We start from the raw sequence: 14,487 nt of genomic DNA, 5'->3' as shown, positions 1-14,487 counted from the left end.
ACCACAGAACGTTTTTCCCTGCCGGGCGCGGGGATAAAGGCGCCCGGGCGCCCGGGCGCCCGCCGGTTCGCTTACCCGGCGTTCGGGCTCGCGTATTTCGCCAGTTCCAGTTTTGCGATGGCATTGCGGTGGACTTCGTCCGGCCCGTCCGCAAAGCGCAGGGTCCGGGCGCTGGCATAGGCATACGCTAGCGGGAAGTCGCCCGACAGCCCCGCCGCGCCGTGCGCCTGAATCGCCCAGTCGATGACCTGACACGCCATGTTCGGTGCGACGACCTTGATCATCGCGATCTCCGCGCGCGCGGCCTTGTTGCCGACCGTGTCCATCATGTAGGCCGCCTTGAGCGTGAGCAGACGGGCCTGTTCGATCAGGCAACGCGCCTCGCCAATGCGCTCGCGCGTGACGCCCTGCGCCGCAATCGGTTTGCCGAACGCCACGCGTGAAAGCGTGCGCTGGCACATCAGCGCCAGGGCGCGCTCGGCCAGCCCGATGAGCCGCATGCAGTGGTGGATGCGGCCCGGCCCGAGCCGTCCCTGTGCGATCTCGAAGCCGCGCCCTTCGCCGAGCAGCAGATTGCTCGCGGGGACTCGCACGTCGTCGAGCACGATCTCCATGTGGCCATGCGGTGCGTCGTCGTAACCGAAGACCGAGAGCGGACGCACGCGCGAGACGCCTTTCGCGTCGGCCGGAATCAGGATCATCGACTGCTGGGCGTGTTTCGGGGCGTCGGGGTCGGTCTTGCCCATCACGATGTAGAGCGCACAGCGTGGATCGCCAGCCCCCGTCGACCACCACTTACGGCCGTTGACGACATAGTCGTCCCCTTCACGACGGATACGGCATTGCACGTTGGTGGCGTCGCTCGATGCGACGTCCGGCTCAGTCATCAGAAACGCCGAACGGATCTCGCCGCGCAGTAGCGGCTCCAGCCATTGCGCTTTCTGGGCGTCGGTGGCGTAGCGCTCGAGCGTCTCCATGTTGCCGGTGTCGGGCGCATTGCAGTTGAAGACCTCCGGCGCCCAGGGCACCTGTCCCATGATCTCGCACAACGGCGCGTATTCGACGTTGGTCAGGCCTGCACCGCGCCCTGAATCGGGTAGGAACAAGTTCCACAGCCCGGCTTGCTGCGCGAGCGGTTTGAGACGCTCGATCACTTGCGAGGGCTGCCATGCGTCACCGTTACGACGGGCGATCTCGATCTCTTCGAGATAACGCTGCTCGTTCGGAAAGATGTGCTCGTCGAAGAACGCTGAAAGACGCGAGCGCAACGCGTCGACTTTCGGGCTGTAGCTGAAGTTCATGAGGTCTCCGGGCGGTGACTGTCTGCTGAATCGGGGCGTGGCGGCGTGTGGTCAGGCATCGCGCGAGCGCGTCGCGTTCGTTGCACGCTGCGCATACGTCCAGGCGAGTTCGGCCATCGGCCGAGCCCGTTTGCCAGCGTCCAGCGCCTGTTGGCTTGCGGCCGTGCCGTCGCTTACGCGCTTCATAATGCCTTGCAGGATCGCTGCGATACGGAACATGTTGTATGCCAGATAGAAGTGCCATTGCGCGGGCGGAACGATGCCCGTGCGCTCGCTGTATCGACGGATGTAGACGTCTTCATCCGGAATGCCGAGTCCTGTCCAGTCGAGCCCGGCGATGCCGCGAAACACGCCGGGGCTCACGTGCCACGCCATGCAGTGATAGCTGAAGTCCGCAATCGGGTCGCCCAGCGTCGACAGTTCCCAATCGAGGACGGCTAGCACGCGCGGCTCGCTCGGATGGAAGATCAGGTTGTCGAGACGGAAGTCGCCGTGGACGATGGTCGTGCGTTCGGGCGTGTCCGGCGTGCTGACCGGCAGATGGGCGGGCAGCCACTCGATGAGCCGGTCCATCGCATCGATGGGTTCCGTCTCCGACGCACGGTACTGCTTGCTCCAGCGCGCGATCTGCCGCGCGATGTAGTCCCCCGGCTTGCCATACGATTCGAGACCGGCAGCCCGGTAATCGACACGATGCAGCGCTGCGATGACGCGATTCATTTCGTCGTAGATCTCGCCGCGCTGCTTCGCCGTCATGCCCGGCAACGACGGGTCCCACAGCACCCGCCCGTCCACGAAATCCATGACATAGAACGCCAGTCCGATCACGCTTTCGTCCTCGCACAGGCCCCGCATGCGGGCCACAGGGACGTCGGTGCTGGCGAGTGCGTCCATCACGCGGTATTCGCGTTCGATGGCGTGGGCTGAGGGGAGAAGCTTCGCCGCCGGAGCCGGTTTGGTGCGCAGCACGTACGCGGCCGAGGGCGTGGCGAGACGGTAGGTGGGATTGGACTGTCCGCCGTTGAACTGCGTGAGCGTCAGCGGCCCGGAGAAGCCGTCGACGTTGGCGCTCAGCCAGCGCGCCAGCGCGTCGGTGTCGAACGGCGCACAACTGCCCAGCGCTCGTTCGCCTGCAAATGCGGAAAAGTCCTGTACAAGCTCCTCGGCCATGCTGTCTCCTGCATTTCCGGTGCTGCGTTGATCGAGACTGATTCGTAGGTTCGGCTTTTGCTGTTGTACGGCGACGTTCTATGGAACGTGATGGGCCAGAGATGTCTCCGGCCCCGAATAACGATGGCGCGTGTCGTTTAGCCGCGTTGGCGCGTGCGGACGAACGACGCGAAAATCTTCTCCATGACCGTGAGCCGGTTATCGCGATGCAGCGGCTGCGGCGGGGCGAAATTCATCAGGCGCACCACCCAGTCCTGCGGTTTGTCGCCGACGTCGAGCGCATTGATGCACGCAGGGGTCTGGGCGAGCTGGCCGAGGAAGAGGCGTCCCAGCGGATGCAGGGCATGCGACAGAATCGCGCGATTCACGCCACCGTGCAACACCAGCAGCACGGTGTCCCACGACTTATCGGCGCGCAGCTCCGCGATCGGCGGCACGACGCGGTCGAGCAGTTCGCGCACCGATTCGCCGCTCATGAAGCGTGTGTCTTCCGGCACCAGACCGTCGAACGCACTGAGAAACGCTTGTGCCAGTTCGGCGGGGGGGAGGTCGGAGATCTTGCCTGCACGGATTTCCTGCCAGCACGGCCACGTCTCGATTTCGACGTCCTGTCCGGTTTCTGCGAGCACGCGCTCGGCGGTCTCACGCGTGCGCGGCAGGCCGCTCACGATGACCCGGTCAAAGCGGATGTTCTCGGCGGCGAAGGCGCGTCCGGCGGCGCTGGCCTGCGTGCGTCCCAGCGCATTGAGCGGGACGGTGTCGGCATCGATCGGGTGACCGCTGTCGTCGAAATACGTGACATCGCCGTGACGCATCAGATAGATGCGGCGGCGTGCCGACGGCGTGAAGGTCAGCGGACCGGTCTGGGCGCCGAGTTGGCCGAGTGAACTCATGCGAGGGTTCTCCTGAACAAATGCGGGCAGCGGACTAGCGGACTAGCGGGCTAGCGAGCCTTGGTGGCCAGCGGCTGCGCCGGGGCATAGAGAGAGGGCGCACGCCAGTGGTTCGGGTACGCCCTCTGCGGGTACGCGTTTCAGGGGTATTTTGCCGGACGTTTTTCGAGGAAGGCACTGATTCCTTCCAGGCCGTCGGCATGGTGCAGCGAGGCGACGAAATTATCGCGCTCGGCACCGAGTTGCGAGGTCAGCGTTTCGCTGGCACCGCTGTCGATGAGCGATTTGATGCGGCCGACGGCGTTCGGCGACAGTTGCGCCAGATCCGTCGCCCAGTTCAGTGCTTCGGCGCGGGCCTGTCCGGGTGCGACGACCCGGTTGACGAGTCCTGCGTTCGCGAGTCGCGCGGCCGACACCGGCTTGCCTTCGAGCAGGATCTCGGTGGCGAGCGGGCGGGGCAGGGCCTGTGAGAGGAACCACGAACCGCCGCCGTCGGGCGTCAGGCCGACTTTGACATACGCCATCACAAACTTGGCGTTGTCGGCGGCGACGAGCAGATCGCAGGCGAGCGCGAGCGAGAAGCCTGCCCCTGCCGCCGCGCCTTCGACGGCGGCGATGATCGGCTTCGGGCACGCACGCAGCGCCTCGATCCATTCGGCCAGCGCGTCGATGCTGGCGGCCTGCACGGATGGGTCTTTCTGACGATTTTCCAGCAGGCGGTTCAGATTCCCGCCCGCGCAAAAGAAGTTGTCGGCCCCGGTGAGCACGACGGCGCGCACGGATGCGTCGCGCTCGGCCGTGGCCAGCGCTTCGACGCCAGCCGCGTACATGTCCGGATGCAGGGCGTTGCGCGCGCCGGGATTGGACAGCGTCAGCACCAGCGTCTGGTCGACGCGTTCGGCGAGCAGTTCAGCAGCCATGAGTCGGTCTCCGGATTACGCTTCTTCGGTGAGCAGGGACACGCCGAGTTGCGCGCGACGCGTGAGCCACGGCGACGGACGATAACGCTGGTCGCCGTAGAACGATTGCAGATTACGCAGGACCGTGAGCAACTGACGCGCGCCGACGGCGTCGCCTAACGCAAGCGGTCCTTTGGCGTAACCGAGACCCAGCGTGACGGCGCGGTCGATGTCGCCCGGCGTCGCGATGCGTTGCTGCGCGATATCGGCACCGATGTTCACGATGGTGGCGATCACGCGTTGTGCGACGAACCCGGCCGAGTCGCGGATCACCGTCACGGGCGTGCCGCCGTGGGCGAACAGCGCATGGGCGGCGTTGCGCGCGTCGGCGGTCGTCACGGGGGTGGTCATCAGCGTGTGACGCTTCGCGCCAGCGAGCGGCAGCAGCGTGTCGATGGCGACGGTGCGCGTCGCGTCCAGACCCTGTTCGACGGCGCACGTCGTGGCGTCGAAGCCGAGCGGCGTGACGACGATCAGGGCCGTCTCGGACGGCGTCTCACCGCTTTCGATGGTCACACCCGTCGCACCCAGCAGCTCGACGACCGCCGCGAAGCCGCGTGTATCCGCGCGGCTTACCCACACGCTCGCGGGCAGCGCATCCGGCGCGGGGGCTTCGGGCGGCACCTGCTGCTTGCCGTCGACATAGCGATAGAAGCCTTCGCCGACCTTGCGCCCGAGCAGTCCGCCCGCGAAGCGTACAGCGGTGATCGGCGACGGACGGAAGCGGGCTTCTTCGTAGAACTGGTGATAGATCGACTCCATCACGGGGTGCGAGACATCGAGCGCCGTGAGGTCGAGGAGTTCGAACGTGCCGAGGCGGAAGCCTGCCTGCTCGCGCAGGATGCGGTCGATGTCCGCAAAGCTCGCCACGCCTTCGCTCGCCACGCGCAGGCCTTCGGTGTTCATGCCGCGCCCGGCGTGGTTGACGATGAAGCCCGGCATGTCCTTGCAACGCACGGCCGTGTGGCCCATGCGCTGGCCGAGGGCGAGCAGCGCGTCGCCGACTTCCGGCGCGGTGCGCAGGCCGTCGATGACTTCGACCACCTTCATGAGCGGCACCGGGTTGAAGAAGTGATAGCCCGCCACGCGCTCGGGACGCTCGCACGCCGCCGCAATCGCCGTAATCGACAGCGACGACGTGTTGGACGCCAGAATCGCATCGGCGGCAACGATGCCTTCGAGCGCGCGGAAGAGGTCGCGCTTGATCTCGATTTTCTCGATGATCGCCTCGACGACGAGTTGGCAATCCGCCAGATCCTCCAGCGCGTTGCACGCGCGCAGACGTCCCATCGTCGCATCGACGCTCGCCGCGTCGATCTTGCCCTTGGAGGCGAGCTTGTCCAGCGTGTCGCGCAGGGCACCCAGCGCGGCTTGCACGGCGGCGGCGTTGGTGTCGTATAGCTTGACCGTCAGACCGGCTTGCGCGGCGATCTGAGCGATGCCACGCCCCATGGCGCCGGCGCCGACGATGCCCAGAACGTCGATGGCCTGGCTGGCAGCGGCCGGGACGTTGGACGAGGAAGACGAGGGGGATGCAGTCATTCGGAGTGTCTCGAAGTTGGTGTCGATGTCGTCGATCGGTATTTTGTCAGCGCTCAGGGGCTGCGCGAGCCCTGATCCGGTTTAAACATGTGCTATCGAGGCATTATCGAGTCGCTAACCAGGCACTGAGTGCGCGCGACTTGCCATTCTATCGTCCGACCGGTCGGTCGGGAAATGAATTTCCTGACCAATCGACAGACGATGCAAACCGATGCCCAAAACGCATTGCGGCTATTGTCGCTGATCTCGCCGCCGTTGCCAGCGCTTGTTCCGCTGGGCGGTCGATGACGTGGATGCCCGTCCTGCGATCGGGAGGGGCATGCGCACTGGCCGAGCGCCGGAATTCGGGACGTCTGCGGTTGAATTCAATTCACGCATGGCTAGGGCGTGCCGGTACACTTCCGGTAACCGGTGGACGCGTCCACCGGCTCACTCACATGGGAGACATCATGTTGAAGCTGTACGGCTTTCCGGTAAGCAACTATTACAACAAGGTTAAGGTTGTGCTGTACGAGAAGGGCGTGCCCTTCGAAGAGTCCGAATCCATCCCGTGTCAGGACGAGCCGCTGCTGCAATGCTCGCCGCTCGGCAAGGTTCCGTATCTGCAAACGGAACAAGGTTTCCTGTCGGAGTCGCAGGTGATCTGCGATTACCTTGAGGTGACGCATCCGACGCCGGCGCTCTTCTCCAGCGATCCGTGGCGACAGGCCAAGGAACGTGAGCTGCTCACGATGCTGGAACTGCATCTGGAACTGGTGGTGCGTGAAGTCTACGGGCAGGCATTCTTTGGCGGCACGGCGTCGGAAGGCACACGCAGCCGCACGGAGAAGCTGCTGCGCCGGAACATCGTCGCCTTCAAGCGCCTCGCGAAATTCGCACCGTACGTCGCGGGCGACACGTTCACGATGGCCGACATCGCAGCCGGTATCCATCTGCCGATTCTCGGAATGGCGACGCAAGCCGTCTATGGCGAGGACTTCCTGCAAGCCGCCGATATCGACTGGAAGGCGTACACGAAGCGACTCGCCGAGCGTGAATCGTTCCAGCGCGTGCGCGCCGAGCAGAAGGCTTATCAGCAGGCGAAGAAGGCCGGGTAAGCTGATTCGACCGTAAAAACGAAACGGCCGCCATCCAGGGGATGTCGGCCGTTTTCGTTTGGGCGACCCGGTGGGACCGGGCGCCCGGCGTCGTGCTCAGATCTTCGCCAGACGCGTGAGTGCTTCACGCAGCGTGTCGTCTTGCTTCGCGAAGCAAAAGCGCACCACGCCCGATTCATGCGGCTGGTGATAGAACGCCGAGACCGGAATGGCGGCCACACCGATTTCGCCCGTCAGCCACAGCGCGAAATCGGCTTCACTCATATCGCTGATCGCGCTGTAGTCCACACACTGGAAGTAGGTGCCTTCGCACGGCAGCAGCTTGAAGCGCGTACCGGCCAGACCTTCGCGGAACAGATCGCGCTTCTTCTGATAAAAGCCAGCCAGTTCGAGATACGGCGACGGATCGCGCATGTAGTCGGCCAGACCGACCTGCATCGGCGTGTTCACGGTGAACACGTTGAACTGATGCACCTTGCGGAATTCTGCGGACAAGGCGGCCGGCGCGGCCACGAAACCGACCTTCCAACCCGTGACGTGATACGTCTTGCCGAAGCTCGACACGATGAAGCTACGGCGCGCTAGCTCCGGGTGGCGTGCCACGCTCTCGTGACGCTTGCCGTCGTACACCATGTGTTCGTAGACCTCGTCCGAGATCAGCAGAATGTCGGTGCCCGCCACGATCTCGGACAACTTCACGAGGTCCTGCTCATGCCACACCGTACCGCTCGGGTTGTGCGGCGTGTTGAACAGGATCAAACGCGTACGCGGCGTGATGGCCGCAGCCAGCTTGTCGAACGGAATACGGAACTCAGGGGCTTCGAGTGTGATGAACACCGGCTTGCCGCCAGCCAGCTCGATCGACGGTACGTAGCTGTCGTACGTCGGCTCGAACACGATCACTTCGTCGCCCGGATGCACGGTGGCGAGAATCGCCGTCAGCAACGCCTGCGTCGCACCGGCCGTCACCGTGATTTCGGTGTTCCAGTCGTAGTGCTGTCCGTAAAGCTTGCCGATCTTGTCCGCGATGGCCTGACGCAGTGCGGGCACGCCAGCCATCGGCGGGTATTGGTTGTGGTCTTCGCGCATGGCGCGTGCCACGGCGTCGACGATCTTCGGATCGCACGAGAAATCGGGGAAGCCCTGACCCAGATTCACCGCTTGCTTCTCGGCAGCGAGCGCCGACATGACGGTGAAAATGGTGGTGCCGACGTTCGGCAGACGCGACGCGAGCGGCGGGGCAACCAGCGCAGGCGTGGTGGATCCAGTGTGAGGCGCGTTCATGTTAACGATGGACGAGGCAGTGATCAGGCCGTCATTCTACCGCCGTCGCGCCCTGCCTGCGGGTGGGGGCGATTAACTGCCCGCTCAGTCGCCCGCCTAACCGCCAATTACGAGCAATGACGTAAATGCGCTTGCCGTCACAATGCGAAAGCCGAACTGGCGCGTCACCCGGCTACGCAGCTTCAGTACTGCCTTGTCCTTGCTGACGAGCCAGTGCGCGTGTCCGTCGCGTGCCGCTTCGAGGAATTTCTGATCGTCCCGGTCGCGGCAGAGTGGCAGTTGTGCAGGCGGTGCGGCATCGTCCGGGACAACGATTCGGTGCGTGTGCGCATCGACCCACGCGAGGGCGGCGTCGTTGTCGATCTCACGCGAGGCAAATTGAGGGTAGGTCAGCACGACAGCCAGTTCGTCGCGACACCGCTGGGCCATAAGGGCGATGAGACGGTGCTCGACGAGCGCATCGCGCACGGGGCGGGCAATCGGGTCGTCGAAGACGAGCAGATCGATCCAGACATTGGTGTCGAGCACCACGCGCGGTGGTGTGGCGAGGGTGTCGAGATGCTCGGCGAAGGCCCGCTCGGCGGGCGTGGCAACAGCGTTTTGAAGCATTGGATAGAATGACGGTTTTACGTTAATTTCCTGCGCAGGCAGGAACGCCTCACCCGATATGATAATTGTTCTCTCGCCGGCCAAATCGCTCGACTACGAAACGCCGCCGCACGTGAGCACGCACACCGTGCCTCAGTTCGTCGACGACGCTGCCGAATTGATCGAGGGCTTGCGCGAACTGAGCCCGGCGCAGGTCGGCTCGCTGATGAGCATTTCCGACCCGCTCGCCGCGCTTAACGCGACGCGCTACGCCGAATGGTCGCCGCGCTTCGATACGTCCAACGCCAAACAAGCCGTGCTCGCCTTTAACGGCGACGTCTACGAAGGTCTCTCCGCCCGCACGCTCGACGCGACGCAGCTCGACTTCGCGCAGAAGCATCTGCGTATCCTGTCGGGTCTGTACGGCGTGTTGCGTCCGCTCGATCTGCTCCAACCGTACCGTCTCGAGATGGGTACGCGTTTCGTGAACAAGCGCGGCCGCGATCTGTATGCCTTCTGGGGCGAGCGTGTCACGCAGACGATCAATGCGTCGCTCGCCGAGCATAGCGAAGCGCGCCGTGTGCTCGTGAATCTGGCGTCCGAGGAGTACTTCAAGGTCGTCAAACGCCGTCTGGTCAATGCGCCCGTCATTACGCCCGTGTTCGAAGACTGGAAGAGCGGTAAGTACAAGATCATCAGCTTTTACGCCAAGCGCGCGCGCGGACTGATGGCGCGTTACGCCATCGAGCGTGGAGTGACCGACGTGCAGCAACTCAAGGCGTTCGATACCGAGGGCTACGCGTTCGACGACAGCGTGTCGAACGATTCGCTCTGGGTGTTCCGCCGTCGCGTGGCCTGACGCCCGCCTGTCCCCCGCCCCGGGCAAGATCCCGGGGCTTTTCATTTTCGCCAGCGAGATCCGTCATGACCGTCCAAATCAGCAGCCGATTCGACAGCGGCGCCATCCATGTGGTGAGCGCCGAGCGCGCCGACGATATCCATGTGCGCATCGCACAAGATGGCGCGGCCGAGTTCGCGCAGTGGTTCCATTTCCGCGTGCAGGGGGTGGGGGGGACGCCGTGCCGCATCGTTTTCGACAACGCGGGGCAAACGTCCTATCCGCGCGGCTGGGAGAACTATCGCGCGGTGGCGTCGTACGACCGTGTGACGTGGTTTCGCGTGCCGACGTCTTACGACGGGCAAGTGATGACGGTGGCCTTCACACCCGAACACGACAGCGTCTATCTCGCGTATTTCGAGCCGTATGCGGAGGAGCGTCATCTGGCGTTGCTCGGCACCGCTCAGAATTCGTCGCGAGTGAGTTCGCGCTCGCTGGGGCAGACCGTCGACGGGCGCGACATGACGTTGCTCACGGTGGGCGAGCCGCGCGCGGGCAAACGCAATATCTGGGTGATTGCGCGTCAGCACCCCGGCGAGACGATGGCGGAGTGGTTCGTGGAAGGTATGCTGCGTCGTTTGCTCGGTGCGGGGGACTGGGCCGGCGATCCGCTCGCGACGGCTTTGCTCGACGAAGCGGTGTTCCACGTCGTGCCGAACATGAATCCGGACGGTTCGGCGCGCGGCAATCTGCGTACCAATGCGACGGGCGCGAACCTCAACCGCGAATGGCTTGAGCCGGACCTCGTGCGTAGTCCCGAAGTGCATCACGTGCGCGCGGCCATTGAAGCGACCGGTTGCGACATGTTCTTCGACATCCACGGCGACGAAGCGCTGCCCTACGTTTTCCTGGCGGGTAACGACGGTGTCGAATGGGGCACGGAGGCGGTGCTGGCACGCGAGAGGGCGTTCAGCGAGCGCTTCAAGGCGGCGAGCCTCGACTTCCAGGACAAGTTCGGCTACCCCCCGGGCAAGCACGGCATGGAGTCGCTCAAGCTGGCGTCGAAGTGGGTGGCGCATCGCTTCGGGTGCCTGTCGCTCACCCTTGAGATGCCGTTCAAGGACAACGCCAACCGACCCGATTCGCAAGTCGGTTGGAGTGGTGCGCGAAGTGCGGCCCTCGGCGCGTCGATGCTCTCCGCGATCTGGGCGCAGATGCAAGCCGATCAGGCGTAACAAGCCGTCGGCCCAAAACGCATGATGTCACGCCAGGGACGTGTCCTTGGCGTGACGGCATCTGACAGGTGACGGGGACGCAGCGCGTTCCCATTTTGTTTTGTCAGGGGACAGCATGCGTATCGGATTCGACGCGGGAAACGGACATACTCCCGATCCGTCCCACACCACCAGAGTCACGCCGATGTTGCTCAGGGAGATTCAGGCGCTAAGCAAGGACGGCGTCGCGTCGGGGGGCGGACTGGATGCCGTGGCGAGCAACCGACGCGTTGCGCCGCACCTTCTGAGGTACTGCGTCACGTGTGGCGGGAAGTTGAAACGGCCGGGGCGCGTCACGTTGGCGCGATTTGAGTCGAACACGTCGGCACAATGTGCGCGCGACGCGACAGTGACGGCCCTCTCGAATGTGCACAAACAGGCGTGACGGAGCGTAGCGCGATCTCTCGCGCTACGCGTTCCGACGGGCTCTGAAACCGCTTCGCTAAGGTACCCGCGCGCAGCGATCAGTTCTTCTTTTTCGTCGTGCTCTTCTTAGCGCTGCTCGACTTCGAAGACGGGGCTTTTGCCGACGACTTGCTTCCCGTCGACTTGGCCGTGGTGCTTTTCTTGCCCGACTTCGCGCTCGCGTGAGCGGCCTTGCCGCGCGTGTTGCCGCGCGCAGCGCGCTTCACCGGCTGCTCGACCTGAGAGAGCGGCGACGTGTAGTCGAAGCCCATCATGCGACCGTCGGCGTATCCGCAGCGAATGTGGATGTTGTCGGTCTGGCCGGACGTGCGTTTGCCGACACCATCGAGTTCGACCATCTGCGTGACGTCGACCCGTTGCTTGCGATCGTCGAACGGTCCATTCCAGGGTTCGATTTTCGCGTGTTCGGGATCAAGTGCCGTCTCGCCGTACTCGACACTCTCGTAGCCGGGGAGCGTAGCGACGACGAAACTCGCATGCGCAGCGCAGTCGGCCACCATCGGATCGGCGTGACGCGTGTTAATAAATTGCTCGACCAGCGCACGATGCTGTTCGAGCGTGAAGGCCTGTACCGGGGCCGTGAAGGCCGACAGGCAGAGCGGCGCAGCGATGGATGCGATGCCTGCGACCTGGCGCACGGCTCGCATCACGACGCCTGCGGCGCGTTGGAAAAATCGATTCGACATTGCTTGACGTATTCTCGGGGGCGTAAGAGCCGTGTGTGTGAACCGGCCCTGAGCATTGCAGAGCAATGCGGGCATGCGATAACTCATCTTATGAGTCGCTGGCATGCGCCGCTCGCGAAGAAGCTTGACCGCATTTTGAAAGACAGCGGCGAAGCGGCATCCATCTTAACCGAAAAAAAGCCGCTCACGCCCGCCGGGTAAGCCCGAAGACGTCATTGCGCCGCGCGTGAAAGTTACGGCGCGCTACAATGCGGGCCATCCACGCTACGTAGTAGCATTTTTCGACGCGAGCGTCGGCGTGGAAAACGCTTCTTGTTTTGCAGGTTTCTTGCAGCTTCTACCGCGGTTATGCGGCAACAGGGGGCGCATTGTGTCATCGCAGACGTTGACGCAATCGCTCGAACAGCGGCACATTTCGTGGCTTTTCACGCGGATAGTGCAGCGTATGCGCTGTGCATTCGCGCATCGCCCTCTGGGCATTCGCGATTTTTCTATTCGGCATGTTTGCAAATTCACGCACGGTCGGCAGTGCTCAGACCGGTCCACACGACAAATTGGCGGAATTGGTGAGCCGTCATCGCGACGCCGCCTTTCGCAAGCCACTCGCGGCCTACAGCGCCGCAGCCTTCGACGCAGCGATCGCTGCGTGGCGCAGCGCGGGCGCAGTGCCGCTGATCATCGACGCAGGATGTGGTGTGGGTGAGAGCACGCTGCGACTCGCGGCGCAGTATCCCGATCACTTCGTCATCGGCATCGATCAGTCGGAGAGCCGTATTGTGCGCGGCAAGGATTGGTGGGACGGCGAATGGCCCGAGAACTTTGTGTGGGTGCGCGCGGATCTCGTGGATTTCTGGCGGCAACTGCACGACGCGGGCATTCGCCCCGCGCGTCACTACATCCTCTATCCGAATCCGTGGCCGAAGATCGGACAGCTCTCGCGCCGCTGGCATGCGCACGCCGTATTTCCGACGGTCGTGGCGCTCGGTGGTGTGCTCGAATGCCGCAGCAACTGGGATATCTACATCGAGGAATTCGCGCTTGCAGTCGAATGGCTGAGCGGCGTGTCTGCTGAGGTGCAAGCGTGGGTGCCGAAGGACAGCGCCGCGACCATGACGCCGTTCGAGCGCAAATATCTGGCGTCAGGGCATTCGTTGCATCGTTGCGTGGTGACGCTGCCACCGCGCTGATCGTTGCAAAAGCAAATCGGCCGTGCGCTCATCATCTACGGCCGATTTATTTCGATGCACGATCAATGGAAGTGCGGACGGCTCGGTTCGGCGTCTTCCGGCATTTCCGCATGGACGACTTCGCCCACGGGGTCCGGATAGAGCGGCACGCCGCAGTCGTCGCAATATTCCGGATCGAAGCGGCCCGGATGCTTGCGAATCTCGGTCACGCCGCAGGCCTTCAGCAGGTCCGTGACTTCGTCGAGCGCACCGCCTTCGACCTCACCGTTCTCGCGACCGTAGAGCGGCCACACCACACCGTAGATCACGTCGTTGCTGCCGCGTTGCGTGAAGCCGATGCGGTACTCGTCGATATTCTGTTCGCCGAAGCCCGCGACCACAGCGCGCAATTCCGGCGGTGTGAGCGTGAGGACATCTTCCAGATAGCGCAGCGCCGTACGGATCGTATGCGGACGAATGCGTTCGTCGGCTTCGCGGCAACTGGCGTAGTAAGCGTCGGGCAGGAGGCACTCGATCTCGCAGCCGGGCAGCAGGGCATTCAGATTCGGCCCGCCTTGCGCCGACCAGGCTTCCTGGCACTGGCCGCGCTCTGCGTGACGTGCGCCGTCTTCCTGCCAGCGGAACATGGCCGCGCCCTTGGGCACGGCGACGGCGGCGAGCAGGAAACGCGGATCGGCGAGGATCGGGGCTGTCTCCGGCAGGTCGTTGCCGGGCTGCTTGACTTCGGCGTTGCTGACGGCGGCCTGCACGAGTTGCTGCGTCACCTTCCACGATTCGCAATGCGTACGCGGGAGCTGGTCGATGCTGTAGAGGTACGGCGAAATGGCCACGCGTGCCGATTCAGCGAGGACGTGCGCGTGCAGATGCGCGCGAACCGGCATGAGCGCGTCCGGCTTCACCGCGCCGGACGGAATGGCGTAACGCGTCCAGGCGAGGATCGGAATAGCGACGAGCAGGCCGTCCCACGTCTGGCCGTCGGCCTCGGGTTCGGCGGATTCGCTTTGCGACTCGATCAGATCGGCGAGCGCGCCGTAGGCTTCGCTATGGTTGGCCTGGAGATGGTCGAGCGCGGCATCGATGGCCGGTTGGTTGCCGGTGCGCAGTACGCGCGTGAGCAGCGTATCGAGCTGGGCTTCCCAGAAGCGGTCTTCGATGCGGCTGCCTGAGGCGGCCAGCGCGAGCGCGTGGCCGACCAGCTTTTCGGCGTCGGGGGTCAGTCGTTTGGCGGTGCGTGAGCGCATA

The 14,487-nt window shown here is 64.1% G+C and carries 13 protein-coding genes; 4 read left to right on the top strand and 9 right to left on the bottom strand.

Annotated elements, in window-relative coordinates; translation table 11 throughout:
* Positions 1 to 71: 71 nt before the first annotated feature.
* The 5 genes from NA29_RS14950 to NA29_RS14930 form a co-directional block, all read right to left on the bottom strand.
* Complete coding sequence (locus NA29_RS14950) at positions 72 to 1,301, bottom strand: acyl-CoA dehydrogenase family protein (protein ID WP_039399207.1); 1,230 nt, start codon at positions 1,299 to 1,301, stop codon at positions 72 to 74.
* Positions 1,302 to 1,352: 51 nt separating this feature from the next.
* Positions 1,353 to 2,471: a phosphotransferase gene (locus tag NA29_RS14945; protein WP_039399204.1), complete on the bottom strand. Its 1,119-nt coding sequence runs from the start codon at positions 2,469 to 2,471 to the stop codon at positions 1,353 to 1,355.
* A 137-nt stretch (positions 2,472 to 2,608) separates the two neighbouring features.
* Positions 2,609 to 3,364 carry a histidine phosphatase family protein gene (locus NA29_RS14940; RefSeq protein WP_052252962.1) on the bottom strand — a complete coding sequence of 252 codons (756 nt, stop codon included), beginning with the start codon at positions 3,362 to 3,364 and terminating at the stop codon, positions 2,609 to 2,611.
* 140 nt (positions 3,365 to 3,504) lie between these two features.
* Entirely contained in the window at positions 3,505 to 4,284 is a 780-nt protein-coding gene (locus tag NA29_RS14935) for an oxepin-CoA hydrolase, alternative type (RefSeq protein ID WP_039399202.1), read from the bottom strand.
* Positions 4,285 to 4,299: 15 nt separating this feature from the next.
* A complete protein-coding gene (locus NA29_RS14930) occupies positions 4,300 to 5,865 on the bottom strand; it encodes a 3-hydroxyacyl-CoA dehydrogenase (protein WP_052252961.1) in 1,566 nt (521 codons plus the stop codon).
* 449 nt (positions 5,866 to 6,314) lie between these two features.
* Here NA29_RS14930 and NA29_RS14925 point away from each other — a divergent pair, with 449 nt between their 5' ends.
* Entirely contained in the window at positions 6,315 to 6,962 is a 648-nt protein-coding gene (locus tag NA29_RS14925; RefSeq protein WP_039399200.1) for a glutathione S-transferase family protein, read from the top strand.
* 96 nt (positions 6,963 to 7,058) lie between these two features.
* Here NA29_RS14925 and NA29_RS14920 read toward each other — a convergent pair whose 3' ends face one another.
* The gene (locus tag NA29_RS14920) at positions 7,059 to 8,246 is read right to left on the bottom strand and encodes a pyridoxal phosphate-dependent aminotransferase (RefSeq protein ID WP_039399198.1); all 1,188 of its coding nucleotides are present in this window, start codon (positions 8,244 to 8,246) and stop codon (positions 7,059 to 7,061) included.
* A gap of 96 nt (positions 8,247 to 8,342) precedes the next feature.
* Positions 8,343 to 8,855 (bottom strand): putative toxin-antitoxin system toxin component, PIN family, encoded by a 513-nt coding sequence (locus NA29_RS14915; protein ID WP_095178457.1) that lies wholly within the window; start codon positions 8,853 to 8,855, stop codon positions 8,343 to 8,345.
* A gap of 58 nt (positions 8,856 to 8,913) precedes the next feature.
* Here NA29_RS14915 and yaaA point away from each other — a divergent pair, with 58 nt between their 5' ends.
* Positions 8,914 to 9,693, top strand: coding sequence for a peroxide stress protein YaaA (gene yaaA / locus NA29_RS14910; RefSeq protein WP_039399194.1), 780 nt, complete (start codon positions 8,914 to 8,916; stop codon positions 9,691 to 9,693).
* 65 nt (positions 9,694 to 9,758) lie between these two features.
* Entirely contained in the window at positions 9,759 to 10,907 is a 1,149-nt protein-coding gene (locus NA29_RS14905; RefSeq protein WP_039399192.1) for a M14 family metallopeptidase, read from the top strand.
* A gap of 503 nt (positions 10,908 to 11,410) precedes the next feature.
* Here NA29_RS14905 and NA29_RS14895 read toward each other — a convergent pair.
* Positions 11,411 to 12,058 (bottom strand): BspC domain-containing protein, encoded by a 648-nt coding sequence (locus NA29_RS14895; protein WP_052252960.1) that lies wholly within the window; start codon positions 12,056 to 12,058, stop codon positions 11,411 to 11,413.
* Positions 12,059 to 12,558: 500 nt separating this feature from the next.
* On the opposite strand from NA29_RS14895, the gene trmB reads away from it, so the two are divergent.
* The gene (gene trmB, locus NA29_RS14890; protein ID WP_039403626.1) at positions 12,559 to 13,245 is read left to right on the top strand and encodes a tRNA (guanine(46)-N(7))-methyltransferase TrmB; all 687 of its coding nucleotides are present in this window, start codon (positions 12,559 to 12,561) and stop codon (positions 13,243 to 13,245) included.
* 62 nt (positions 13,246 to 13,307) lie between these two features.
* On the opposite strand, the gene NA29_RS14885 is transcribed toward trmB, so the two are convergent.
* Positions 13,308 to 14,486 (bottom strand): DUF2863 family protein, encoded by a 1,179-nt coding sequence (locus tag NA29_RS14885; RefSeq protein ID WP_039399188.1) that lies wholly within the window; start codon positions 14,484 to 14,486, stop codon positions 13,308 to 13,310.
* Between the last annotated feature and the right edge of the window lies 1 nt (position 14,487).

The sequence above is a fragment of the Pandoraea sputorum genome (assembly GCF_000814845.2).
Lineage (GTDB): Bacteria > Pseudomonadota > Gammaproteobacteria > Burkholderiales > Burkholderiaceae > Pandoraea > Pandoraea sputorum.
Note: the sequence above shows the minus strand (reverse complement) of the source record. Positions and strands in the feature narration are given on the sequence as shown.

Coding starts and splice junctions, on each gene's coding strand:
- NA29_RS14950 (WP_039399207.1), bottom strand. CDS start 1,301: ATGAACTTCAGCTACAGCCCGAAAGTCGACGCGTTGCGCTCGCGTCTT.
- NA29_RS14920 (WP_039399198.1), bottom strand. CDS start 8,246: ATGAACGCGCCTCACACTGGATCCACCACGCCTGCGCTGGTTGCCCCG.
- NA29_RS14930 (WP_052252961.1), bottom strand. CDS start 5,865: ATGACTGCATCCCCCTCGTCTTCCTCGTCCAACGTCCCGGCCGCTGCC.
- NA29_RS14895 (WP_052252960.1), bottom strand. CDS start 12,058: ATGTCGAATCGATTTTTCCAACGCGCCGCAGGCGTCGTGATGCGAGCC.
- NA29_RS14915 (WP_095178457.1), bottom strand. CDS start 8,855: ATGCTTCAAAACGCTGTTGCCACGCCCGCCGAGCGGGCCTTCGCCGAG.
- NA29_RS14925 (WP_039399200.1), top strand. CDS start 6,315: ATGTTGAAGCTGTACGGCTTTCCGGTAAGCAACTATTACAACAAGGTT.
- NA29_RS14885 (WP_039399188.1), bottom strand. CDS start 14,486: ATGCGCTCACGCACCGCCAAACGACTGACCCCCGACGCCGAAAAGCTG.
- NA29_RS14940 (WP_052252962.1), bottom strand. CDS start 3,364: ATGAGTTCACTCGGCCAACTCGGCGCCCAGACCGGTCCGCTGACCTTC.
- yaaA (WP_039399194.1), top strand. CDS start 8,914: ATGATAATTGTTCTCTCGCCGGCCAAATCGCTCGACTACGAAACGCCG.
- trmB (WP_039403626.1), top strand. CDS start 12,559: ATGTTTGCAAATTCACGCACGGTCGGCAGTGCTCAGACCGGTCCACAC.
- NA29_RS14905 (WP_039399192.1), top strand. CDS start 9,759: ATGACCGTCCAAATCAGCAGCCGATTCGACAGCGGCGCCATCCATGTG.
- NA29_RS14945 (WP_039399204.1), bottom strand. CDS start 2,471: ATGGCCGAGGAGCTTGTACAGGACTTTTCCGCATTTGCAGGCGAACGA.
- NA29_RS14935 (WP_039399202.1), bottom strand. CDS start 4,284: ATGGCTGCTGAACTGCTCGCCGAACGCGTCGACCAGACGCTGGTGCTG.